The following is a 24231-nucleotide window of genomic DNA, read 5'->3' as shown; positions in this document are numbered from 1 at the left end:
GTCCCATACAGGCCCACCAACCCGGGCCGCACGCCAGGACACCGCCATGCAAATGACACCGCTGATCGCCATCCACATGAGTGCCGCCCTCGGGGCCACAGCCACGGGTGCCATCGCCCTGCTGGCACGCCGCCAGGCCGCCGTCCATCCCCGCCTGCACCGCGCGGCCGGCTACGCCTTCGTTACGCTCATGGTCTGCGCGGCGGTGTCCGCCTGCTTCATCCGCGACTACCGCCTGCCCAACTGGGCCGGCTACACGCCCGTCCACCTGCTGGTGCCACTGACCTTTGCCGGCCTGGGCCGCTCGTTCTGGCACCTGTACCACGGCAACATCGCCGGCCACCGCAAGATCATGCGCAGCGTCTACATCGGCGCCTGCGTCGTGGCGGGCCTGTTCACCCTGCTGCCCGGCCGCTATCTGGGCGACCTGCTGTGGCAGCAGTTGGGCCTGGCCTGAAGCCGCTTTCCTTCCCCCTGATGGAGAACTTCCCATGCGCACCCTCGATCCCCTTGATCCCCTTCATCCCCTCGATCCCTCTGCCCGCCACGACGACGATGCCCTGGAGCGCATGGCGCGCCGCCGCGCAGGCGCCAAGATGGGCTGGATGATCCACGCCAGCGTCTATGTGCTGGTCAACCTCGGGCTGGCGGCGCTGTCGCTGTCCCAGGGCAGGCACTGGGCCCTCTTCCCGGCCCTGGGCTGGGGCCTGGGGCTGGCCATCCACGGGGCCGTGGTCTGGCTGGCCCTGCCGGGCAACGGCTGGCACGGGCGCATGGTGGAGCGTGAGCGACAGGCGCTGCAGTCACGCCAGGACCGCACCCGCTGAACGACGCCATGGGACTACCATTGCTCTCCATGCCCGACCTCGCATCCAACGCCCCATCCCAGCGGGCCGCACAGGGCCACATCGTGGAACGGACCACGCTGCTGCGCCACGGCATCGCAACGACCTCGGCCTGCGCCCTGATTGCCGCCGCATTCAGCCTGAGCAACCATGGCCGCTGGGACGTGAACCTCATCTACTCGCTGTCGATCGGCCTGACCAGCTGGCTCACCATCGAACTGGGCCGCTGGCGCCTGACGCGGGGCCAGGACATTCCCTGGCCCGGCGGCTGGCGCGGCGCCGCGCTGGTGGTGGCGGGCATCGTGACGGGCTTTGTGATCGGGTCGCTGATCGGCACGGCGTACAGGAAGTGGGCCGATCCCGACGCCAGCACGGCCCTGATGCACCGGCTGTGGATACCGCTGGCCGTCACCATCGTCGCCAGCACGGTGATGTCGCTGGCCTTCTTCCTGCTGGGCTACTCGCGCCACCTGCAGATGCAGGCCGAGCAGGCCCGCCGCCAGGCGGCCGAGGCCAAACTCACCCTGCTGCAGGCCCAGTTGGAGCCGCACATGCTGTTCAATACCCTGGCCAACCTGCGCGTGCTGGTGGCCAGCGACCCGCAACGCGCTCAGGCCATGCTGGACCATCTGATCGCCTACCTGCGCGCCACGCTGGGCGGCTCGCGCAGCACCGAGCATGCGCTGGGCGAAGAGTTCGCACGCCTGCGCGACTATCTGGCGCTGATGTCCATCCGCATGGGCGCGCGCCTGCAATACACGCTGGAGCTGCCCGAGGACCTGGCCCAGGTACCCGTGCCGCCGCTGCTGCTGCAGCCCCTGGTGGAAAACTGCATACGCCACGGACTGGAGCCCAAGCTGGAAGGCGGACATATCGCGGTGCGTGCGCGCCGCACCGCCGGTGGCCAGCTGGAGTTGACCGTGGCCGACAACGGCATGGGCCTGGATTCCGGAGCGCCCGCCCTGCCCGGCAGCCGCTTCGGCACGGCCCAGCTGCGCGAGCGCCTGGCCAGCCGCTATGGCGACGCCGCACACTTCGAACTGGCCGCCCTGCCCGAAGGCGGCACGCTAGCCAAAATCACCATTGCCAACGCCGGTTGAAATGACCCACTCCCCCCGCGCCCTGATCGCCGAAGACGAACCCCTGCTGGCCGAGGACCTGCGCCAGGCCCTGGCCCGCGCCTGGCCCGAGCTGCAGATTGCCGCCATGGTGGGCGACGGCCTGAGTGCCGCCCGGCAGGCGCTGGCGCTGCAGCCCGATGTGCTGTTCTTCGACATCCGCATGCCGGGCCAAAGCGGCCTGGAGGCCGCCGCCGAACTGGCCGACGCCTGGCCCGAGGCGCAGCCGTTTCCCATCCTGGTCTTCGTGACCGCCTATGACCAGTACGCCATGGACGCCTTCGAGGCCCAGGCCGTGGACTACCTGCTCAAGCCTGTGCAGCCCGAGCGGCTGGCGCGCAGCGTGCAGCGCCTGCGCGAGCTGCTGGCCCAGCGCACGGTGGCCCCGGCTGGCGCTGCGCTGGCGCAGGCGCTGGAGCAATTGCGGCACCTGGCCGGTGCCACGGCCCCCGCCACCACCGCCACCGAGACGCCGCTGCAGATGATCCAGGCCGGCGTGGGCACGCAGATCCAGATGGTGCCCGTGCAGGACGTCGTCTACTTCGAGGCGGCCGACAAGTACGTGCGCGTGCTCACGGCCTCGCATGAGTACCTGGTGCGCACGCCGCTCAAAGAGCTGCTGCCCCGGCTGGACGCCGAGGAATTCTGGCAGGTGCACCGTGGCACGGTGGTGCGCGCGGCAGCCATTGCCAATGCCCAGCGCGACGAGGCCGGCCGGCTGTGGCTGCAGCTGCGCGAGCGAGGGGAAAAACTGGCCGTCAGCCGCCTCTACGCGCAGCGGTTCAAGGCGATGTAGGCGGCGATGTAGACGCCGGCTCCGGTCAGCGCAGCGGCGGCTGATCGGGCAGGTCCAGCACGTCGTCCCAGGCCACGCCCTGCATCTCGTCCCAGTGGGCGACGATCACGCAGCGCGGCCCGTGCCCGGCCACGGGGGCCGATTGCTGTCCCGCATGGTTGAGCCCTGCCAGCGTGCGCTGCACATGGTCGATCGATCCCCGGTCCAGCGCGGCCAGCGGCTCGTCGATCAGCAGCAGCGGCACGCCGCTGGCCCAGCCCGCCGCCATCCACAGCTTGCGCAGGCTGCCCGTGGACAGGGCCAGCAGGGGCTTGTGCAGGTGGGGCTCCAGGCCCAGGCCATCGGCATGGGCCTGCCATGCCGCCTCGCTCCACGCCGGATGCAATTGCCGCTGTGCCTGCACCCATTCCTGCGCGGGCCGGGCGCGCTCGGCCTTCGACAGTTCGGCGCGCGGGTCGCGCCAGAACAGCGCGGGGCGCTGCGACGGGTCGGGCTGCTGCGGATACGCCAGGCGCCCGCCCTGCAAGGGCAACTGGCCGGCCAGCGCCTGCAGCAGGCTGGTCTTGCCGCAGCCCTCGCCGCCGCGCACCAGGCACAGGCCCACGGGCCAGTCGTGCGAGGCACCATCCCACAGCAGCAGGCCCGGCTGCCCGAAGCGCAGGGCCTGCGCGCTCACCATCGGCGGCGCCATCGATTGCTGTGCGGTGTCCATCTGAATGTCTTTCCGGTTCTGCGATGCGGGCGATTGTGCACGCGGCACAATGCCGGGCTTTCCCTTTTCCCATCACGCAGGCGGACCCCACCATGACCCTCGACTACCTGGATTTCGACTACAGCGAAGACGACGAAGGCACGGGCTGCTGGGACGCCATGGCCAGCGTGCCCGCCACGCGCGTGCCGGCCCTGGCGGCCGAGGTGGAGCAATTGCTGGCCTGGGCACACCGCCGCTTCAAGGGCCGGCGCGGCCCCATCGAAGAAGGCGGCGACTGGGACTACGAGCTGCAGGCCCAGGACGACGGCGGCCAGCCGCTGGCCTGGCGCTTTGACGCAGCCACGGCGCGCCTGCAGTCCGTGGCGGCCGGGGATGGCCGCACCACCCTGAATCTGTCCATCAGCGGCAGCGCGGCCTTCGGCGAAGCATTGCGCCAGGCCTTCGAGCTGCAGGACTGAACATCAGCGCGCGACAGCCTGCGGCCCCTGCACGGAGGCCGGCCCCAGCGGTTGCCACCGCCCGGCCACGTTCTTGAGCAAGGTGTTGACGGCGGCCAGCCGCCGGTTGCGCACATCGATCAGGCTGCGCCGTGCCGACAGCACCGTGGTCTGGGCGCTGAGCACATTCAGATAGGCCACCGTGCCCGCGCGGTACTGGTTGTTGACGACATCCAGCGCCTTCTGCGCGGCGGCCACGGCCTCCACCTGCACCTGCTGCTCGCGCGCCAGGGCGGATGCGGTGACCAGGTTGTCCTCCACCTCCTGCAACGCCGTCAGCACGGTCTGGCGGTAGGTGGCAGCGGCCAGGTCCAGCGAGGCGCGCGCCGACTCCACGGCCGCCGTGCGCGCGCCGCCGTCGAACAGCGCCAGCGCCAGCGAAGGGCCCAGCGACCAGAACAGGTTGGGCGCACTCACCAGGTTGGACAGCGATGCACCCCGGTAGCCGGCCGTGGCCGACAGCGTGAGCGCCGGGAAGAAGGCCGCACGCGCCACGCCCACCTGGGCGTTGGCGGCGGCCACGCGGCGCTCGGCCGCCGCAATGTCGGGGCGCTGCTCCAGCAGTTGGGACGACAGCATGGCCGGCACCTCGGGCGGCGGCGGCAGCTCGGCGCCGGCCTCCAGGCTGAAGGCGGCCGGCGGCAGGCCCAGCAGCGCGGCCAGGGCGTGCTCCAGCTGGGCGCGGCTGGTCTGCGCCTCGATGAGCTGGGCCTGGGTGCTTTTGTACTGCGCCTCGGCCTGGGCCACGTCGGCCGACGAGGCCACGCCCGCGCGGTAGCGGTTGTTGGTGAGCTTGAGGCTTTGCTCGTAGCCCTGCAGTGTTTCCTGCAGCAGCCGCACGCTGGCATCGGCCGCGCGCAGCGAGAAATAGGTCTGCGTGATCGATGCCTGGGCCGACAGGCGCGCGGCGGCCAGGTCGTCGCTGCTGGCCTGGGCGCTGGCCTGGCTGGCGCTGACCGTGCCCGACACGCGGCCCCACAGGTCCAGCTCCCAACTGGCGTTCAGGCCCAGCGAGTAGTTGGTCGAGATGTTGCCGCTACTGCCGGTGTTGCCGCCCGTGCCTGATGCACCCGATGCACCGGAGGCTCCGCCGCTGCGCGAGCGCGTGGCGCCGGCCGTGCTGCCCAGCGTGGGGAACAGCCCGGCCTGGTTGCTGGCCACGGCCGCCTGCGCGGCACGCAGGCGCGCGGCGGCCTGGGCAATGCTCTGGTTGCCGGTGGCGGCCTGCTGCTGCAGGCGGTTGAGCTGCTCGTCGCCGAACAGCTCCCACCAGTTGTCGGGCACTTGCGCGCGCGACGGATCGGCGGGCCGCCAGATGCCGGCCTCGGCCGCCTCGGGCGTGGCTTCCTTGAACTGGGCCGGCACCTCGAGTGCGGGGCGCTGGTAGGCGCTCTGCGTGGAGCAACCGGCCAGCAGCGCGGCGGCCAGCCAGATCGCCGGGGAGTGAAGTGTCTTGAACTGCATCAGCTTGGGCTTTCGGATTCGGTTCACTGGGGTGATGCGGCTGGCACAGGGGTGCCACGGTCCTTGCCCTGCACGCGGCCACGCAGGCCCATGACACGCTGGCGCAGCCTGTCCAGCAGCACATAGACCACGGGCGTGGTGTAGAGCGTGAGCAGCTGGCTCAGCATCAGGCCGCCCACGATGGCAATGCCCAGCGGCTGGCGCAGCTCGGCGCCATCGCCCCGGCCCAGGGCCAGCGGCAGTGCGCCGCAGATGGCCGCCAGGCTGGTCATGAGGATGGGGCGCAGCCGCAGCTCGCAGGCGCGGTAGATGGCCTGGGCCGCCGTGGCATGGCCGGCGCGCTGCCGCTCCAGCGCGAAGTCGATCATCATGATGGCGTTCTTCTTGACGATGCCGATCAGCAATATCACCCCGATCAGCGCGATCAGCGAGAACTCCGTCTTGAACAGCATCAGCGCCATCAGCGCGCCCACGCCGGCCGAGGGCAGCGTGGACAGGATGGTCAGCGGGTGCACCAGGCTTTCATAGAGCACGCCCAGCACCAGGTAGATGGTGATGATGGCCGCCAGGATCAGCAGCGGCTGCCCCGACAGCGCCTGCTGGAAGGCCCCGGCCGTGCCGCTGAAGCTGCCGCGCACCGACACGGGCACGCCCAGCTCGGCCACGGCCGCGCGTATGGCGTCGCTGGCATCCGACAGCGCCACGCCCTCGGCCAGGCTGAAGCTGATGGTGCTGGCCGGCGTGCCCCGGTCGTGGTTCACGGCCAGCGGCGTGTTGGTGGTGGTGATGCGCGCAAACGAGGTCAGCGGCACCTGCACGCCCTGGTTGTTCACGAAGAAGAAGCCGCGCAGCGTCTCGGGGCTTTGCAGGTAGCGGGGCGCGGCCTCCATCACCACGCGGTACTGGTTGAGCGGGTTGTAGATCACGCCCACCTGGCGCTGGCCGAAGGCGTTGTTGAGCGTGCCGTCGATCTGCGCCACCGTCAGCCCCAGGCGCGTGGCCGCGTCGCGGTCGATCACCAGCGAGGTCTGCAGGCCGAAGTCGGACACATCGCTGTTGACGTCCGTGAGCTGGGGCAGCTGCGACAGCACCTGGCGGATGCGCGGCTCCCAGGTGCGCAGGTCCTGGATGTCGTCAGCCTGCAGCGTGTAGTCGTACGAGCCCGAGCTTTGCCGCCCGCCGATGCGGATATCGCTTTGCGTGACCATGAACAGCCGCGCGCCGGGCTCGTTCTTGAGTTTGTCGCGCAGGCGGTTGATCACCTCGTCGGAAGACACCTTGCGCTCGGCCAGCGGCTTGAGCGACATGAACATGTTGGCCGCATTGCGCTGGCCGCCGCCCGTGAAGCCCGTCACGTACTCCACGGCCGGGTCTTCCTGCACGATGGACAGGAAGCGCTTGAGCCGCTGCTCCATGGCCTGGTAGGAGGTGGACTGGTCGGCCCGGATGAAGCCCATCACGCGGCCCGTGTCCTGGCTGGGCATGAACCCCTTGTCGATGGCCATGTACAGGTGCACGTTCAGCGCCACCACGCCGGCCAGCACCAGCAGCACCAGCGGCTGGTGGCGCAGGCACCAGGCCAGGCTTGCGCGGTAGCCGGACATGGCCCGCCGCTCGGCCCGGCCCACCCAGGCGCCGAAGCGGTCCCAGGCGCGCTGCAGGCCATTGCGCGGCCGGCCCGGCTGCGGCACGCGCTGCGGCCGCAGCAGCGCCGCGCACATCATGGGCGTGGTGGTCAGCGACACCACCATCGAGATCAGAATGGCCGCCGACATCACCACCGCGAACTCGCGGAAGAACCGCCCCACGATGCCGCCCATGAACAGGATGGGCACGAACACCGCGATCAGCGACAGGCTCATGGACACCACGGTGAACCCGATCTCGCGCGCCCCGTCCAGCGCCGCGCGCAGCGCGGTCTTGCCGCGCTCCATGTGGCGCATCACGTTCTCCAGCACCACGATGGCATCGTCCACCACAAAGCCCGTGGCCACGGTCAGCGCCATCAGCGACAGGTTGTCCAGCGTATAGCCGGCCAGGTACATCACGCCGAACGTGCCCGCCAGCGACACCGGCACGGCCACGGCCGGAATCAGCGTGGCCCGGCCATTGCGCAGGAACAGGAACACCACCAGGATCACCAGTGCCACGGCGATCAACAGCGCCCGCTCCACCTCCACCACCGAGGCACGCAGCGTGGGCGTGCGGTCGGACACGATGGTCAGATCGATGGCCTCCGGAATGGACGCCTTGAGCTGCGGCAGCAAAGAGCGCACGCGCGCCACGGCCTCCAGGATGTTGGCATCGGGCTGCTTGAAGATCTGCAGCAGGATGGCGGGCTTGCCATTGGCCACGCCGTAGTTGCGCACGTCCTGCACCGAATCCGTGACATCGGCCACGTCCTGCAGCCGGATCGCATTGCCATTGCTCCAGCGCAGCACCAGCGGCGCATAGTCGGCCGCCACGCGCGCCTGGTCATTGGCAGTGACCTGCCAGTAATGGTCCTCGCGCTCCACCGCGCCCAGCGGCCGGTTGGCATTCGTGGCCGAAATGGCGGTGCGCACCTGGTCCAGCGACACGCCGTTGGCCGCCAGCTTCACCGGGTCCAGCTCCACGCGCACGGCCGGCAGCGCCCCGCCGCTGATGGACGCCTGGCCCACGCCCTCCACCTGCGACAGCTTCTGCGCCAGCACGGTGGACGCCGCGTCATACATCTGCCCGCGCGTCAGGGCGCTGGACGTCAGCGCCAGGATCATGATCGGCGCATCGGCCGGATTCACCTTGCGATACGTCGGATTGCCCGGCATACCCGAAGGCAGCAGCGTGCGCGCCGCATTGATGGCGGCCTGCACATCGCGCGCAGCGCTATCCACCGTGCGCGACAGATCGAACTGCAGCGTGATGCGCGTACTGCCCAGGCTGGAGCTGGACGTGATCTCATTGACTCCCGCAATCGCCCCCAGCGCCCGCTCCAGCGGCGTCGCCACCGTGGCAGCCATGGTGTCGGGACTTGCACCCGGCAGGCTGGCCGACACCGAAATCGTCGGATAGTCCACCTGCGGCAGCGGCGCCACCGGCAGCAGGAAATACGACACCGCCCCCGCCAGCGCCAGGCCGATGGTCATCAGCATGGTGGCAATGGGCCGGAAGATGAACGGCGCCGAGAGATTGGAAAGCTGGCTCATGGCCCAGCCCCAAAAACCCCAGGCCGAGCGAAGCGATGGCCCGAGCAAACTCCCCTTCTGCCCGCGCCTGCGTCGTGGTGCTTGCGGGGTTGCAGTCCTGCCGAAGGACAGGACTGCTTCGTCATCTGACTCGCCGTGATTGTCTGAACGCAGCGCGCCAGCGCGAAGTGAGTTTCACGGCGAACCCCGCAAGCGCCACGACGCAGGTGGCCCCGCAGCGAAGCGAAGGGGTCGCGGGCAGTGGGGCGCATTTCTTTGCCTACTTTCTTGCTGCGAGGTAAGAAAGTAGGTCGGCCGCCGGGCCGACTCCCGGCCAGCGGCGCCAGCCAAAAGCGCAAGCCCAGTTCAAGCATGGACACCTCCACGCGAAGACCGATCCCGCCACCTCTGCGCCCACCCCTCAAACGTCAAATAAATCACCGGAGTAGTGAACAGAGTCAGCAACTGACTCACCAGCAAGCCCCCCACCAGCGTCACCCCCAACGGATGCCGCAACTCACTGCCCACCCCCGTCCCCAACATCAACGGCAAGGCCCCCAGCAAAGCCGCCAAAGTCGTCATCAGGATAGGCCGGAACCGCAGCAGGCAGGCCTGGTAGATGGCCTCGCGCGGCGTGTGCCCCTCCTCGCGCTGCGCCTCCAGCGCGAAGTCGATCATCATGATCGCGTTCTTCTTGACGATGCCGATCAGCAGCACGATGCCGATGATGGCGATGATGTCCAGGTCCAGCCCCGCCAGCAGCAGGGCCAGCAGCGCGCCCACGCCGGCCGAGGGCAGCGTGGACAGGATGGTCACCGGGTGGATGGTGCTCTCATAGAGCACGCCCAGCACGATGTACATGGTGATCACCGCCGCCAGCACCAGCAGCAGCGTGTTGGACAGCGAAGCCTGGAAGGCCAGGGCCGCGCCCTGGAAGGCGGCGTCCACCGACAGCGGCATATGGCCCTCGGTGCGCAGCTGGGCCATCAGGTCCTGCACGGCCTTGACCGCATGGCCCAGCGACACGCCGGGCGCGGTGTTGAACGAGATGGTCGCGGCCGGCAGCTGGCCCACATGGTTCACGGCCAGGGCCATGGGCCGCTCGCTGACCGTGGCCACCGAGGACAGCGGCACGGGCGCGCCCGCGCTGGAGGCCACATAGATGGCCTGCAGCGACTCGGGCCCGATCTTGAACTGCGGCGCCACTTCCAGCACCACGCGGTACTGGTTGGACTGCGTGAAGATGGTGGAGATCAGCCGCTGGCCGAAGGCGTTGTACAGCGCCGTGTCGATGGCCGAGACCGTCACGCCCAGCCGGCTGGCCTGGGCCCGGTCGATCTGCACGAAGGCCTGCAGGCCCTGGTTCTGCAGGTCGCTGCCCACGTCCACCAGCTCGGGCAGGTCGTGCATGCGCTCGACCAGGGCCTGGGTGCTGGTGGTCAGCTGCGCCATGTCGGGCGAGGACATCAGCAGCTGGTACTGGGTGCGCGCCACGCGGTCCTCGATGGTCAGGTCCTGCACGGGCTGGGCGTACAGGCGTATGCCCGGGATCTGAAGCGCATCGTCGGACAGGCGGCGCAGCACGGCGGGCACGCCATCGCGCTGGCCGTGGGGCTTGAGGTCGATCAGCAGCCGGCCCGTGTTCAGCGTGGTGTTGCTGCCATCGACGCCGATGAAGGACGAGATGCTCTGCACGGCCGGGTCCTTGAGCAGCAGCTCGGCCAGGGCCTGCTGGCGCTCGGCCATGGCGGCAAACGAGATGGACTGGTCGGCCTCGGTCGTGGCCTGGATGGTGCCCGTGTCCTGGTCGGGGAAGAAGCCCTTGGGCACGGCAAAGTACAGCAGCACGGTCACGGCCAGCGTGGCCAGGAAGACGATCCATGTCAGGCCCCGGCGGTCCAGCACCCAGGTGAGGATGCGGCCGTAGCCGGCGATGGTGCGGTCGAAGAAGCGGCCCGTGGCGTGGTACAGGCGGCCATGCTTTTCCTCCTCGGCCCCTTCGGGCTGGTGGCGCAGCAGCCGTGCGCACAGCATGGGCGTGAGCGTCAGCGAGACCACGGCCGAGATCAGGATGGCCACCGCCATGGTGATGGCGAACTCGTGGAACAGCCGCCCCACCACGTCGCCCATGAACAGCAGCGGGATCAGCACGGCGATCAGCGAAATCGTCAGCGAGATGATGGTGAAGCCGATCTGCTTGGCCCCCTTGAGCGCGGCCTGCATGGGCGGCTCGCCCTTTTCCACGAAGCGCGCGATGTTCTCGATCATCACGATGGCATCGTCCACCACGAAGCCGGTGGAGATCGTCAGCGCCATCAGCGTGAGGTTGTTGATGGAAAAACCGGCCAGGTACATCACGCCGAAGGTGCCGATCAGCGACAGCGGCACGGCAAAGCTCGGGATCAGCGTGGCCGAGGCGCTGCGCAGGAAGACGAAGATCACCGCCACAACCAGGGCGATGGCCAGCATCAGCTCCAGCTGCATGTCGTTGACCGAGGCGCGGATGGTCACCGTGCGGTCGGTCAGCACCTGCACGTCCAGCGAGGCCGGCAGCGTCTCCTTGAGCTGGGGCAGCAGCGCCTTGATGCGGTCCACCGTCTCGATCACATTGGCGCCGGGCTGGCGCCGGATGTTGAGGATCACGCCCGCGCGCGAACCGCCTTCGGGCGTGCCGGCCCAGGCGGCCAGGCGCGTGTTCTCGGCATCGTCCACGGTCTGGGCGATGTCGGACAGGCGCACGGGCAGGCCGTTCTTGAAGGCGATGATGAGGTTGCGGTACTCGGCCGCCGACTGCAGCTGGTCGTTGGCATCGATGGTGGAGGCGCGCGCCGGGCCGTCGAAGCCGCCCTTGGCCTGCTTGACGTTGGCGGCGGCGATGGCGGTGCGCACATCGTCCAGCGTCATGCCCAGGCCGGCCAGCGCCGTCGGGTTGGCCTGGATGCGCACGGCGGGACGGCGCCCACCGGCAATCGCCACCAGCCCCACGCCGTTGACCTGCGAGAGCTTGGGCGCCAGGCGGTTTTCCACCAGGTCGTTGACGCGGATCACCGGCAGCGAGGGCGAGGTGATGGCCAGCGTGAGGATGGGCGCATCCGCCGGGTTGACCTTGCTGTACAGCGGGGGCATGGGCAGATCGCTGGGCAGCAGGTTGGAGCCCGCGTTGATGGCGGCCTGCACCTGCTGCTCGGCCACGTCCATGGCCATGTCCAGCGCAAAGCGCAGCGTGATCACCGAGGCGCCGCCCGAGCTGGTGGACGACATCTGCGACAGCCCCGGCATCTGGCCGAGCTGGCGCTCCAGCGGTGCCGTGACGTTGGAGGTCATCACGTCGGGGCTGGCACCGGGGTACAGCGTGGTGACCTGGATGGTGGGGTAGTCCACCTCGGGCAGGGCCGAAATCGGCAACAGCCGGTAGGCCAGCAGGCCGGCGATCAGCACCGCCACCATCAGCAGCGATGTGGCGACGGGTCGCAGGATGAAGATGCGGGAAAGATTCATGGGGCCGCCTGGAAGGGCTTGCAGTCTTCAGGTGCCGGGGCGCTGCTCAGCGCCCGGCCGGAGCGGGAGCTGCGGGAGCCGCCGGGGCAGCAGGCGCAGAGGGCGCGGCAGGTGCCGGGCCGGGCGAAGGCTGGGGCGATCCGGGCGACGGTGCCGGCGACTGGCCTGCGGGCGCGGAGCCTTCGGCCGCCGGCGCGGTCACGTTGCCGCCGTTGCCGCCATTGCCGCCGCTTCCACCGTTACCACCATTGCGCTGCCCACCGCGCTCGGCACGCAGCTTCTGCAGGTAGGCCTTGCGCTCGTCGGGGTTCATGGTCGCCAGCTTGGCGCGCACATCGGGCGGCAGGTTGCGCATGCCGCGCGGCTGGCCGGAGGCATCCTGCACGGCCTGGTCCACCTTCTGCACCTTGTCGGGCTCGATCACCGTGACCTTGGCGCCTTCGCGCAGGCGGTCAATGCCGTCCACCACCACCTGCTCGCCAGGCTTGAGTTCGCCCTTGACGCTGACGCGGTCGCCATCGGTCACGCCCACGGCGATGCGCCGCTGCGTCACCGTGCCATCCTCCTGGACCAGGTAGACGTAGTTGTTCTGCACGGCCGTGGTCGGCACGGTCAGCGCCTGCTCCAGCCGGTCCACTTCCAGCTTGACGTTGACGAACTGGTTGGCGAACAGCCGGCCCTCGGCATTGTCGAAAGCGGCCTTGGCCTTGATGGTGCCGGTGGCGATGTCGATGCTGTTGTCCACCGCATTGAGGCGGCCGCGCCCCAGTTGCTGCTTGAGGTCACGATCCCACAGCTCCACGGGCAGCTCGCGCCCCTCGGCCAGGCGCCGTGCCAGCGTGCCCACATGGGCCTCGGGCACGGAGAACACCGCGTCGATGGGCTTGACCTGGGTGATGGTGACGATGCCGTTGGCATCCGAAGGGTTGACCACATTGCCCCGGTCGGCCTGGCGCAGGCCCAGCCGGCCCGCAATGGGCGCCGTGATGCGCGTGTAGCTCAGTTGCAGCCTGGCCGCATCGGCCTGGGCCTGGTCGGCGGCCACCGTGCCCTGGTACTGGCGCACCAGCGCAGCCTGGGTATCGACCTGCTGGCCGGCAATGGAATCCTGGGCCTGCAGCTCCTTGTAGCGCTGCAGGTCCAGCTGGGCGTTCTTGAGCAGCGCCTGGTCGCGCTGCAGCGTGCCCTGGATCTGGTTGAAGCTGGCCTGGAAGCTGCGCGGATCGATCTCGGCCAGCAGCTGGCCGGCCTTGACCTCGTCGCCTTCCTTGAAATGCAGGCGCAGCAACTCGCCCGACACCTTGGCGCGCACCACGGCCGTGGCGCGCGGGTTCATGGTGCCGATGGCGCTGATCAGCACGCGCATGTCGCGCCGCTCCACCACGCCCACGGACACCGGCTGCGCCTGGGCACCCATGGCGCCGGGGCCGCCAGGCCCACCCGGCCCGCCGGGGCCGCGCCGGCCGCCTCCCGCACGCCCGCCACCCGGGCCGGGCGCACCGGCCGAGGCCTGCTCGCCCTGCGCCGGCGCCCGCTTGTTCCACCACCACAGCCCGCCCCCCGCCACCAGGGCCAGTGCCACCACGCCCCACATCAGGGCGGGCCGTACCCGGCCGCGCTGGCGTACGCCGTGGGCATCTGCAACAAAGGGGCTGCTTGACAGGCGTTTCATGGTCACTGCGGGAAGTCGTGGGAGGAAACCGTGGGTCCGGCCCCAGAACAGGGAACGGCGGCGGATGCGGCTATGGTAGCCAGTCCCATGCTCTCCAAAACGAGGCAGATCGCCGTTTTACGCAGGCATTACCCCCGCTTTACCCCGGCTTTACCCGCTCTGGCCAGAGCGTTTTCGGAACAGGTCGGGCACCCGTCGGCAGGGTCTCAGACAGGGCATGGCGCTCAAAACACTGTTGACCCAGGCACGGCCAATGCCGGGCGCATCGGCCGAAAAGTCCATTGAAAACAAGGCATTGCACCGCACCCCGGCGCGGCCCGCGCCTCGCCACCCGTTGGACTGCCCCCCGCGCTTGTGGCTACGATGCGCGGCCGCCGGCCTGCAAGCGCAGGCCGCCATCCATCCGTCCCAGGAGAACACCATGACGACTGCCAACCCACGCCTGACCGACCACCCCGAAGAAGCCGCCGTGCGCGTGCCGCTGGAGCTGTACATGCGCGGCCATGCCGAGGACAACAGCGCCCACATGCGCGCCGCCTTCATGCCCACCGCCCGCATCGAAAGCGTGCGCGAAGGCCCGCTGACCTCCTGGGACATCGACACCTACTGCGCCCGCTTCAAGGGCCAGCCCGCCGCCGACGAGGCCACGCGCCGCCGCAGCATCGACGCCATCGACATCGGTGGCACGGCGGCCAGCGCCAAGATCACCCTGGTGCACGGCGCCATCACCTTCATCGATTACTTCGTGCTGCTCAAGACCGAGGGCGGCTGGAAGATTGCCAACAAGGCCTTCCATGCGGTGGTCTAACCCACCCCGCACACCAGCGGCGTGATGCCCTCGGGCCCGTCATCCTCCAGCGGCTGCGGGGGCTGGGCTGCGGCAAGCTTGCCTTCTTCCACGGTCATGCCGCGCGGCAGGGCCACGCCGTTCTTGGCGGCCAGGACCTCGGCCATGATGCTGACGGCGATTTCGGGAGGCGTCTTGCTGCCTATGTACAGGCCGATGGGGCCGCGCAGGCGCGCCAGTTGCGCGTCGCCCAGGCCGAAGTGCTCGCTCAGGCGCTGCAGGCGCAGCGCGGTGTTGCGGCGCGAGCCGATGGCGCCCACGTAGAAGGCCGGGGATTCCAGGGCTTCCATGAGGGCCAGGTCGTCGAGCTTGGGGTCGTGCGTGAGGCCGATGATGCAGGTGCGCGCATCGGCGCGCATGGTGCGCACAAGGTCGTCGGGCATCTCGCGCGACAGCTGCACGCCGGCCACGCTCCAGTGGCGGCTGTATTCCTCGCGCGGGTCGCAGACGGTGACCGCAAAGCCGTTGAACAGCGCCATGGTGGCCAGGTATTCGGACAGCTGGCCTGCGCCGATGAGCAGCATCCGGTACTCGGGCCCGAAGCTGTTGGCGACCTGCTGCCCGTCATGCACCAGCGGCTCGGGCGCGTCGCTGACCTGCTGGGCGACCTGGCCGGTGGCCTTGTCCACGGTGCGCCGCACCATGCGGCCTTCGTCCAGCCATTGGACGAGTTGCTGCAGCGCAGCAGCGTCGGGATTGAATTCGAGCAGCAGCTCCAGCGTGCCGCCGCAGGGCAGGCCGAAGCGGTGGGCCTCGTCGGCGCTGACGCCGTAGCGCAGCAGCCGGGGCGCACCGTCGCGCAGGGCGTCGGCGTCCGAGGCGTGGCTGTAGCGGGCGATCAGGTCGTCCTCGATGCAGCCGCCGGACACGGAGCCCACCACGGCGCCCGAGGCCCCGAGCGCCATGATGGAGCCGATGGGCCGGGGCGACGAGCCCCAGGTACGCACCACCGTGGCCAGCAGCGCGCGCTCGCCCTGAGCGCGCCATTGCGCGAGGTGGCGCAGAACATGAACATCCAGGTTTTCCATTGCAAATCTCCACGCCGGCACCTGGCTTGCCTGTGCAGCTGGGCGCCTGGCGTTTTTCGGCGGCTATTGTCTCTCTGCATCAAGAAGGGTGCAGCAGCATGTAAAAAGGGCTTGGTAGCGCAGGGCGAAGCGTAGAAGCCACAACAAATCTGAGGCCAGAGACGCCGAGCAAGAGCCGCCTCGCGGCGAGGGCGTCGTCCCCCTCCCGCGAAGCGAGAGAGAGGGGGAAGCGGCGCAGCCGCTCAGGGGGAGCGCCCTAGTACCGCGAGAGCAGCCAGCCAGCCCCGAGAACGACGACGATGGCCAGCCCCCAGCACCACAGCGGGATGGCGCGGCGCGAGCGTTCCTCGGCCTCGGTGGCCGGTGCGGCATCCAGCGGCGTGGCCACGCCGGCTGCGGCGTCGTGCTCCCAGGCCTGGGCGTCCACGGTGGGCTCGATGTGACCGGTTTCATCGGCCAGGCCGGCAGGCAGGTGGGACAGGTCGGCGGTGTCGCCTGCATCGGCAGGCGCTGCCGGCGCGCGCGGGTGGCGCTGCTGCATCAGCGTGTCGAATCGCGCGAAGAAGTCGTCGGCCATGTTGCGCGCGGCGCCGTCGATCAGCCGCTGGCCCAGCTGGGCGATCTTGCCGCCGACCTGGGCCTGCACGCTGTAGCTGAGCAGGCAGCGCGGCTGGCCTGCGGCGTCGTCGGGCTCGGGGGTGAGGGTGACGTCGGCCTCGCCCTTGCCGAAGCCGGCCACGCCGCCCTGGCCTTCAAAGGCGATGCGGTAGCGCTCGGGCGGCGTGATGTCGGACAGCGTGACCTTGCCGCTGAACTTGGCCGATACCGGCCCCACCTTGACCGCCATGCCCACGGCGTACTGGTCATCGCCCAGGGGTTCGAAGCGGTCGCAGCCGGCCAGGCAGGCCTTGAGCGTTTCAGGATCGTTGAGCGCCTCCCAGGCCTGCTGCTGGCTGACGGCAAGGGAACGGCTGGCTTGCATTTCCATGGCAATTCCTTTCTGCGATGGGGGTGGCCGCAAGCGGCTCAGCGGCCTGGCGCCGCCAGCAGCCGCGCCAGGTGACCGGCCAGTTGCTGCAGCGATTCCAGGTTGTGTACCGCAAGCATGGCATGGGCATGACGATGCAGCACGGCCGCCCCCTGGGCCAGTGGGGCATACCCGTCAAAGCGCAGCAGCGGGTTGAGCCACAGCAGCCGCGCGCTGTGGCGGCGCAGCCAGGCCAGTTCGCGGTCCAGCTCGGCGGCATCGCCGGTGTCCAGGCCGTCACTGATGATGAGCACCAGGGTGCGCCGGCCCACCAGGCCTGAAACCCGGTGGCGCGCATGCAGGCGGCGCAGTTCGCCCAGGCTGCTGCCCAGGCGCGTGCCGCCGCCAAAGTCGGCAATGGCGGCGTTGGCGCGCTCGAGCATGGCGTCGGTATCGGCCTGGGCAAAGGCCGGGCCCAGGTCGCGCAGCTCCGTGCCGAAGCTGAAGACCTGGCGGCGCAGGCCCGCATGGCGCTGCGTGCTGGTGGCCGCGTGCAGAAAGGCCAGCAACAGCCGCGCATAGCGCTCCATGGAGCCCGAGACATCGACCAGGGCCAGCCAGGGCAGCGGCAGGCGCCGCCGTTCGCGCCGCAGCAGCTGCAGCATTTCGCCGCCATGGTGCGATGCCGCACGCAGGCTGGCAGCCCAGTCGGGCACCGCGCCGCGCTGGCCGGTGCGCGTGCGGCGGCTGCGGTAGCGGGGCAAGGGAAGGGCGATGTCCCGGGCCAGGCGCTGCACCAGCAGGTATTCGCTGGCGCTGAGCTGGTTGAAGTCGGCATGGCGCAGGCGGTGGCGCTCGCTGGCCGTCATGGCGGCGTCCAGCTTCAGCTCTTCATCGACGGCGGCCCTGCCCTCGCCTGCCTGGCGGGGCGACAGGGCTTCCTGCACGCGCGGGCGGTGGCGCGGCGCGGACGGCCGGGGCGCCTGCGGCAGCAACTGGGCCAGCAGTTGCCGCGCCACATCGGGATTGCGGAAGTAGGCGTCGAACAGTTCGCGGAACACGGCGCGGTCCTGGGCGTTGCTCACAAATACGGCCTCCAGCGCGGCGGCCATGTCCTCGCGCGCCAGGCCGACCAGGGACAGGGCCTGCTGGGCCAGCGCCATGCGCCCGCCGTCCACAGGCACGCCCGCACGGCGCAGCGCACGCGCAAAGCCGACCAGGTTGCCTGCCAGCTTGCCGCTGCGCGCATCGCCCAGCCAGCTGGTGCGCTCGCCCCCGTCGGCGGCACCGGCTGCACCAGCCGTCACGGCGCGGGCTCCGGCGCCAGCAGTTGCTGCAGCCGCTCGGGCGTGAGCGCGGCCACGTCCTCGCGCTGCTTGAAGAGGATGCCGGCCGTGTCGTGCACGACTTCGGGATCGACCACCAGGGTGTCCAGCGCCACAAGGGCCTTGGCCCATTCCACGCTTTCGGCAATGCCGGGCACGCGCTGGAAGGCGTCGGCAAAGGGCTGGCTGCGCAGCCGTCCCACGAAGCTCGCCACCTGGGCGGTCAGGGCCTGCCCGGCCCCGGGCACCAGGGCGCGCACGATGGCCAGCTCGCGCTCGCGCCCGGGATAGTCCAGCCAGTGGTAGAGGCAGCGGCGCTTGACGGCATCGTGCAGGTCGCGCGTGCGGTTGCTGGTGAGCACGGTCACGGGCGGCACGCGCGCCGCCACCGTGCCCAGCTCGGGAATGCTGACCTGGTACTCGCCCAGGTACTCCAGCAGGAAGGCCTCGAAGGGCTCGTCAGCGCGGTCGATCTCGTCGATCAGCAGCACGGCGCCGGGCTCGGGCTGCTGCAGGGCCTGCAGCAGCGGGCGGCTTACCAGGTAGCGCTCCTGGTACACCTCCTGCTCGGCGCGCTGCAGTCGGTCCTGCTGCGGTGCGGCCGCGGGCTGCGCCGAGGCCAGCTCGGCCGCACGCAGGTGCAGCAGCTGAGCCGCGTAGTTCCATTCATACAGCGCCTCGCGCTGCTCCATGCCGTCATAGCACTGCAGCCGGATCAGGCGGCGCGCCAGCACGCGTGCCAGCGCCTGGGCCAGCGCGGTCTTGCCCACGCCGGGCTCGCCCTCCAGCAGCAGCGGCCGCTGCAGCCGCAGGGCCAGGAAGACGGCCGTGGCCAGGCGCCGGTCGGCGAAATAGCCTTCGGCCTGCAGCGCGGCGACCAGGGCGTCTATGGAGGCAATGGCTTGCTCGGGAACCTTCATTCAGTCCTTATCCAATCGTCATGGAACTGCGCTTCGTCTGCGCTGCGCAAAACTGGCGCAATCCAACTCAGGGACACCGAGGAAGGGCCTGCGCCGGCCGCGCCGCCCCGCACCGAGGGTGTCGCCGGCTGCCCGTATGCCCCCTCTTCCAGGGGGAAGGCGCGAAGCGACTCAGGGGGTCACCATAGTCACCCCAACATTTGAGAGACAGCCCTTTGCGTCTGCACGCTGATCAACTGCGCCCGGTAGCGCGCGCTGGCATGCAGGTCGCTGTTGAGGTCGGCATGGTCGATCAGCACCTGGGCGGCCGCGTCGGGCGTGAAGCTCTGGTTGAGCGCGGCTTCCAGCCCCGCATGGCGGAACACGCTGAGCCCGGCACCCGTGATGGCCACGCGCACGCCGCTGTCGGTCTGGGCGACGAAGACACCCACCAGGGCGAAGCGCGAGGCGGGCTGCTTGAACTTGAGGTAGGCGGCCTTCTTCGGCACGGGAAAGCGCACGGCCGTGATCAGCTCGCCGCTGCCCAGCGCCGTGGTGTACATGCCCTGGAAGAAGTCGTCGGCTGCGATCTCGCGCCGGTCGGTGACGACGGTGGCGCCCAGGCCCAGCACGGCGCTGGGGTAGCAGGCAGCGGGGTCGTTGTTGGCCAGCGAACCGCCGATGGTGCCGCGCGCACGCACCTGGCGGTCGCCGATGCCGCCGGCCAGCTCGGCCAGGGCCGGGATGGCGGCCTGGACCTGCGGGTTGGCGGCCACGTCGGCATGGCGCGTCATGGCGCGGATTTCCACGGTCTGGCCGTTGACGGCAATGCCGGCCAGGCCCTGAACGCGGTTCAGGTCCACGATCTGTTCGGGCCGCGCCAGGCGCAGGCGCATCGATGGCAGCAGGCTTTGGCCGCCGGCCAGGTACTGGCCGCCTTGCGCGGCCAGCGCGGCGGCGTCGGCCGTGGTGCCCGGGGCTTCATAGGTGAATGCGTACATGGCGCTCTCCTCAGGAGGTGGCTGCGGCGTCGATGGCCGACCAGACACGGTGCGGGCTGGCCGGCATGTCCAGGTCCCTGACACCCAGGGGATGCAGTGCGTCGAGCACGGCATTGATGACGGCGGGCGGCGAGCCTATGGCCCCCGCCTCGCCGCAGCCCTTGGTGCCCAGCGGGTTGTGCGTGCAGGGCGTGCAGACGGTGCCGAGCTTGAACTCGGGGAAATCGTCGGCGCGCGGCATGGCGTAGTCCATGAAGCTGCCGGTGAGCAGCTGGCCGGTCTCGCGGTCGTAGACGCAGTTTTCCAGCAGCGCCTGGCCTATGCCCTGGGCCACGCCGCCGTGCACCTGGCCCTCGACGATCATGGGATTGATGATGGTGCCGAAGTCGTCCACGGCGCTGAAGCGGTCCACGCGCACCACGCCCGTGGCCGGGTCCACCTCGACCTCGCAGATGTAGGTGCCTGCAGGGAAGGTGAAGTTGGTGGGGTCGTAGAAGGCGGTTTCGTTGAGGCCGGGCTCCAGCTTGTCCAGCGGGTAGTTGTGCGGCACATAGGCGGTGAGCGCGATCTGGGCGAAGGGGATTTTCTTGTCGGTGCCGCGCACCGTGAACTCGCCGCCCGCGAAGTCGATGTCGGCGTCGCTGGCTTCCATCAGGTGGGCCGCGATCTTCTTGGCCTTGGCCTCGATCTTGTCCAGCGCCTTCATGATGGCCGCGCCGCCCACGCTGATGGAGCGCGAGCCATAGGTGCCCATGCCGAAGGGCACACGGCCCGTGTCGCCGTGGACGATGTCCACGTTCTCCACGGGTATCCCCAGGCGCGCGGCCACCACCTGGGCAAAGGTGGTCTCGTGCCCCTGGCCATGGCTGTGCGAGCCCGTGAACACGGTGACGCTGCCCGTGGGGTGCACGCGCACCTCGCCGCATTCGAAGAGGCCTGCCCGCGCGCCCAGGGCGCCCGCGATGTTGCTGGGCGCCAGGCCGCAGGCTTCGATGTAGCTGCTGTAGCCCAGGCCGCGCCTGAGGCCCCGCGCCTCGCTGTCGGCACGGCGCGCGGCAAAGCCGGCCACGTCGGCCAGGGCCTCGGCCTTGTCCATGCAGGCGCCATAGTCGCCCACGTCGTATTGCAGGGCCACGGGCGTCTGGTAGGGGAAGCTGGTGACGAAGTTGCGCCGCCGTATCTCGGCCTGGGTCAGGTTCAGCTGCCAGGCGCAGCGGCTGACCAGGCGCTCCAGCAGGTAGGTGGCCTCGGGCCGGCCCGCGCCCCGGTAGGCATCGACGGGTGCGGTGTGGGTGAACCAGGCATCGACTTCCACATAGACCTGGGGCGTGGCGTACTGGCCGGCCAGCAAGGTGGCATAGAGGATGGTGGGCACGGCGCTGGCGAAGGTGCTCAGGTAGGCGCCCAGGTTGGCATCCGTGTGCACGCGCATGGCCAGGAACTTGCCGCTGGCGTCCATGGCCATCTCGGCATGGCTGACGTGGTCGCGGCCATGGGCGTCGGTGAGGAAGGACTCGCTGCGGTCGGCCGTCCACTTGATGGAACGATTGAGCTTGCGCGCGCCCCAGGTCAGGCAGACATCCTCGGCATACAGGAAGATCTTGGAGCCGAAGCCGCCGCCCACGTCGGGCGCGATCACGCGCACCTTGTGCTCGGGCAGGCCCATGACGAAGGCCGTCATCAGCAGCCGCTCGACGTGCGGGTTCTGGTTGGCCACGTACAGCGTGTACTCGTCATTGGCGCGGCTGTAGCTGCCGATGGCCGCTCGCGGCTCCATGGCGTTGGGAATCAGGCGGTTGTTGACCAGGTCCAGCTGGGCGATGTGGGCGGCACCGGCGAACACGGCATCCACGGCGGCCTTGTCGCCGATGGCCCATTTGTAGCAGTGGTTGTCGGGGGCGATGTCATGCACCACCGCGCCGGGCACGCTGCCGGCCGCCGCGTCGGCCACCAGCACCACGGCGGGCAGCGGGTCGTAGTCCACCTCCACCAGCTCGGCCGCGTCGCGCGCCTGCTCCAGCGTCTCGGCCACGACCATGGCGACCTGGTCGCCCACGTAGCGCACCGTGTCCAGCGCCAGGATGGGATGCGGCGGCTCCTTCATGGGCTCGCCGTTGGTGCTGGTGATCAGCCAGCCGCAGGGCAGGCCGTTGATCTTGTCGGCCGCCACGTCGGCGCCCGTGAGCACGCCGATGACGCCGGGCGCGGCCTTGGCCGCATCGGTGGAAACGGAGAGCACACGCGCATGCGCGTGCGGCGAGCGCACGAACACCGCATGGGCCTGGGCGGCCAGCGCGATGTCGTCGGTGTACTGCCCCGCGCCCGTGAGGAAGCGGTAGTCCTCCTTGCGCTTGACGGGCTCGCCGATGTGAGGGAGCTTGGAAAAGTCGGATGCACCCATGGCTGTCTCCTTGTGGTGACCTGCGGCGCTCAGGCCGCAGGTCCTGCCATGGCCTGGCTGCCCTTTTTCACGGCAGCCACGATGTTCTGGTAGCCCGTGCAGCGGCACAGGTTGCCCTCCAGCGCCTCGCGGATCTCGCGATCGCCCGCGCACGGCTGGCGCTGGCACAGGTCCACGGCGCTCATGACCATGCCCGGCGTGCAAAAGCCGCATTGCAGGCCGTGGCACTCCTTGAAGGCCGCCTGCATGGGGTGCAGGCCGCCGTCGATATCCGCCAGCCCTTCGATGGTGCGCACCTCGCAGCCTTCGGCCTGCACGGCCAGCATGGCGCAGGACTTGACGGCGTGGCCGTCGACGATGACGGTGCAGGCCCCGCACTGGCTGGTGTCGCAGCCCACATGCGTGCCGGTCAGGCGCAGGTGCTCGCGCAGCGCATGCACGAGCAAGGTGTTGGGAGGAACATCAATGCGCTGCGCGCGCCCGTTGACGGTGAGCTGGACATTCATCGTGCTGTCTCCTGCCTGTGATCGGCGGTGATCTGGAACGTGGGGGAACGCCGGAAACCTCGCCTGCCATGGTCGCCCTGCCCGCAGGCGCCCGTTCTAGGGTTGACCCGCAAGCCCGGGCCGGGCGGCGCGGATATTCTCAAAATGACACAGTTGCCAGCGCAGCCTCCGCCATCAGCGGCCGGGTCTTCGCCTGCGCCCGCTTGTGCACCCGCTTCTGCACCCGCCTGCCAGCCCGTTCGCAATCCCTTGCCAGCCAGCCACAGGAGTTCCCGTCCCATGTTCGCCCTGAGCCCCGACGCCGCGCAGCCCTGCCCCGCCGATCCGCGCCACCAGCAGGTCGCCCGGGCCCGCAGCCTGGTTTTCGGCGATCAGGCGCTGGCCGGTTCACCGCCCGGCATCGCACCCTGGCTGTGGCGCTCCTGGCAGCGCTGCCTGGCGGCAGGCCGCCGCCCGGACGAGCGCGTGGTCTACGAAGCATTGGGGCCGCATGCGCTGCGCCAGACCCGTGATGGCCATGAGGTGCTGCTGCAGGCCGCGCGCCCCGTGATGGCCCAGCTGGTGGGCGCCGTGGGCGCCATGCACTACTTCAGCCTGCTGACCGATGCACGCGGCACGGTGCTGGAGGTGCAGGGGCCGCTGGAGCGCAGCGACATCCGCGTGCAGGCCATCGCCCGCGTGGGCGTGGACCTGTCCGAGCAGGGCGTGGGCACCACGGCCATTGGCGCGGCCCTGGCCGAGCACAGCCCCGTCTGGCTGCACCGGGCAGAGCATTTCTTCGAGGCCAACCGCCACTACAGCTGCGCGGGTGCGCCGCTGTCCGGCCCGGACGGGAGCTGCCTGGGCATGCTGGACATCACGGGCGTGGATGTGCCGGAGCGGCCCGAACTCATGCACCTGGCGCTGCGCTGCGCCCGCGCCATCGAGGACCGGCTGCTGCGCGCCCTGCCCCATGCCCTGCTGCTGCACCTGAACTGGCCCGGCGGGCCGCTGGGCCAGGAGGGCGAAGGCCTGCTGGCCGTGGACGCCGAAGGGCATGTGGCGGGCAGCAATACCCTGGCCCGCCAGCTGGTGCCCCAGCCGCTGTCGCTGCCGGGCCAGCCGCTGCACTGCAGCGAACTGCTGGCCATGCCCTGGACGGCGCTGGTGGACCATGCGCGCCAGCGCCCCAACGAGCCGCTGCGCCTGCCGCTGTGGTCGGGCCTGCGGCTGCAGGCCCTGGTGCAGCCCGGCCCCCAGCTGCGCCAGCTGCTGCCTGCGCTGGGCACGGCGGCACTCGCTGCCGCCGCCCAGGCCAGCCCGCTGCGCGCCAGCGAGGGCGTTCTGATCGAGCAGGCCCTGCAGGACGCCCAAGGCAATGTGACCCGGGCCGCCCGCGCGCTGGGCATCAGCCGCGCCACGCTGTACCGCAAACTGGGGGCCCGCAAGCCACACACCACCCCTTGAACGGGACGTTTCCTCGGGTTCACACGGATTTCTTTTAGGGGGAGC

General features: G+C 70.0%; 19 protein-coding genes. 7 read left to right on the top strand and 12 right to left on the bottom strand.

Features of this window, described 5'->3' with window-relative positions:
- The first annotated feature begins 46 nt into the window (after positions 1 to 46).
- The 4 genes from LGR64_RS19835 to LGR64_RS19820 are packed head-to-tail and all read left to right on the top strand — an operon-like array spanning position 47 to position 2759.
- A complete protein-coding gene (locus tag LGR64_RS19835; RefSeq protein ID WP_013803596.1) occupies positions 47 to 457 on the top strand; it encodes a DUF2306 domain-containing protein in 411 nt (136 codons plus the stop codon).
- A gap of 34 nt (positions 458 to 491) precedes the next feature.
- Positions 492 to 827: a 2TM domain-containing protein gene (locus LGR64_RS19830; protein ID WP_230356696.1), complete on the top strand. Its 336-nt coding sequence runs from the start codon at positions 492 to 494 to the stop codon at positions 825 to 827.
- Positions 828 to 856: 29 nt separating this feature from the next.
- Positions 857 to 1945 carry a sensor histidine kinase gene (locus LGR64_RS19825; RefSeq protein WP_141829428.1) on the top strand — a complete coding sequence of 363 codons (1089 nt, stop codon included), beginning with the start codon at positions 857 to 859 and terminating at the stop codon, positions 1943 to 1945.
- Position 1946: 1 nt separating this feature from the next.
- Complete coding sequence (locus tag LGR64_RS19820; RefSeq protein WP_230356694.1) at positions 1947 to 2759, top strand: LytR/AlgR family response regulator transcription factor; 813 nt, start codon at positions 1947 to 1949, stop codon at positions 2757 to 2759.
- A gap of 25 nt (positions 2760 to 2784) precedes the next feature.
- Here LGR64_RS19820 and LGR64_RS19815 read toward each other — a convergent pair whose 3' ends face one another.
- Positions 2785 to 3471, bottom strand: coding sequence for an ABC transporter ATP-binding protein (locus LGR64_RS19815; protein WP_230356692.1), 687 nt, complete (start codon positions 3469 to 3471; stop codon positions 2785 to 2787).
- 92 nt (positions 3472 to 3563) lie between these two features.
- Here LGR64_RS19815 and LGR64_RS19810 point away from each other — a divergent pair, with 92 nt between their 5' ends.
- Positions 3564 to 3929: a hypothetical protein gene (locus tag LGR64_RS19810; protein ID WP_230356690.1), complete on the top strand. Its 366-nt coding sequence runs from the start codon at positions 3564 to 3566 to the stop codon at positions 3927 to 3929.
- Between the two features lie 3 nt (positions 3930 to 3932).
- Here the strand turns inward: LGR64_RS19810 and LGR64_RS19805 are convergent, their stop codons facing one another.
- From LGR64_RS19805 to LGR64_RS19790, 4 genes are all read right to left on the bottom strand, one after another.
- Positions 3933 to 5432, bottom strand: a complete 1500-nt coding sequence (locus LGR64_RS19805; protein WP_230356845.1) for an efflux transporter outer membrane subunit — start codon at positions 5430 to 5432, stop codon at positions 3933 to 3935.
- A gap of 23 nt (positions 5433 to 5455) precedes the next feature.
- Positions 5456 to 8617 (bottom strand): multidrug efflux RND transporter permease subunit, encoded by a 3162-nt coding sequence (locus LGR64_RS19800; protein ID WP_230356688.1) that lies wholly within the window; start codon positions 8615 to 8617, stop codon positions 5456 to 5458.
- Positions 8618 to 8962: 345 nt separating this feature from the next.
- Positions 8963 to 12094 (bottom strand): MdtB/MuxB family multidrug efflux RND transporter permease subunit, encoded by a 3132-nt coding sequence (locus LGR64_RS19795; protein WP_230356686.1) that lies wholly within the window; start codon positions 12092 to 12094, stop codon positions 8963 to 8965.
- Positions 12095 to 12140: 46 nt separating this feature from the next.
- Entirely contained in the window at positions 12141 to 13766 is a 1626-nt protein-coding gene (locus tag LGR64_RS19790) for an efflux RND transporter periplasmic adaptor subunit (RefSeq protein WP_230356683.1), read from the bottom strand.
- A gap of 421 nt (positions 13767 to 14187) precedes the next feature.
- On the opposite strand from LGR64_RS19790, the gene LGR64_RS19785 reads away from it, so the two are divergent.
- On the top strand, positions 14188 to 14574 hold the full coding sequence (locus LGR64_RS19785; protein WP_141829441.1) for a nuclear transport factor 2 family protein: 387 nt from the start codon (positions 14188 to 14190) through the stop codon (positions 14572 to 14574).
- Here the strand turns inward: LGR64_RS19785 and LGR64_RS19780 are convergent.
- The 7 genes from LGR64_RS19780 to LGR64_RS19750 all read right to left on the bottom strand — a co-directional run bounded on the left by LGR64_RS19780 (position 14571) and on the right by LGR64_RS19750 (position 22740).
- Positions 14571 to 15641, bottom strand: a complete 1071-nt coding sequence (locus LGR64_RS19780) for an XdhC family protein (RefSeq protein WP_063326869.1) — start codon at positions 15639 to 15641, stop codon at positions 14571 to 14573. The two genes, LGR64_RS19785 and LGR64_RS19780, sit on opposite strands and share 4 nt — an antisense overlap.
- A gap of 256 nt (positions 15642 to 15897) precedes the next feature.
- Positions 15898 to 16629, bottom strand: a complete 732-nt coding sequence (locus tag LGR64_RS19775; RefSeq protein ID WP_043824113.1) for a CoxG family protein — start codon at positions 16627 to 16629, stop codon at positions 15898 to 15900.
- Between the two features lie 38 nt (positions 16630 to 16667).
- Complete coding sequence (locus tag LGR64_RS19770) at positions 16668 to 17915, bottom strand: vWA domain-containing protein (RefSeq protein WP_230356681.1); 1248 nt, start codon at positions 17913 to 17915, stop codon at positions 16668 to 16670.
- The gene (locus tag LGR64_RS19765; RefSeq protein ID WP_034391304.1) at positions 17912 to 18853 is read right to left on the bottom strand and encodes an AAA family ATPase; all 942 of its coding nucleotides are present in this window, start codon (positions 18851 to 18853) and stop codon (positions 17912 to 17914) included. The genes LGR64_RS19770 and LGR64_RS19765 overlap by 4 nt, the downstream gene beginning before the upstream one ends.
- A 188-nt stretch (positions 18854 to 19041) precedes the next feature.
- Positions 19042 to 19833: an FAD binding domain-containing protein gene (locus LGR64_RS19760; RefSeq protein ID WP_013803613.1), complete on the bottom strand. Its 792-nt coding sequence runs from the start codon at positions 19831 to 19833 to the stop codon at positions 19042 to 19044.
- A gap of 10 nt (positions 19834 to 19843) precedes the next feature.
- The gene (locus LGR64_RS19755; protein ID WP_230356679.1) at positions 19844 to 22234 is read right to left on the bottom strand and encodes a xanthine dehydrogenase family protein molybdopterin-binding subunit; all 2391 of its coding nucleotides are present in this window, start codon (positions 22232 to 22234) and stop codon (positions 19844 to 19846) included.
- Between the two features lie 29 nt (positions 22235 to 22263).
- The gene (locus LGR64_RS19750) at positions 22264 to 22740 is read right to left on the bottom strand and encodes a (2Fe-2S)-binding protein (RefSeq protein ID WP_013803615.1); all 477 of its coding nucleotides are present in this window, start codon (positions 22738 to 22740) and stop codon (positions 22264 to 22266) included.
- A 279-nt stretch (positions 22741 to 23019) separates the two neighbouring features.
- On the opposite strand from LGR64_RS19750, the gene LGR64_RS19745 reads away from it, so the two are divergent.
- Positions 23020 to 24186, top strand: coding sequence for a helix-turn-helix domain-containing protein (locus LGR64_RS19745; RefSeq protein ID WP_230356677.1), 1167 nt, complete (start codon positions 23020 to 23022; stop codon positions 24184 to 24186).
- Positions 24187 to 24231: the final 45 nt, after the last annotated feature.

The sequence above is a fragment of the Delftia sp. Lp-1 genome, assembly GCF_020523835.1.
Taxonomy (GTDB): Bacteria; Pseudomonadota; Gammaproteobacteria; order Burkholderiales; family Burkholderiaceae_C; genus Comamonas; species Comamonas acidovorans.
The sequence above is the reverse complement of the archived record's forward strand: the minus strand, read 5'-3'. Positions and strand labels throughout refer to the sequence as shown.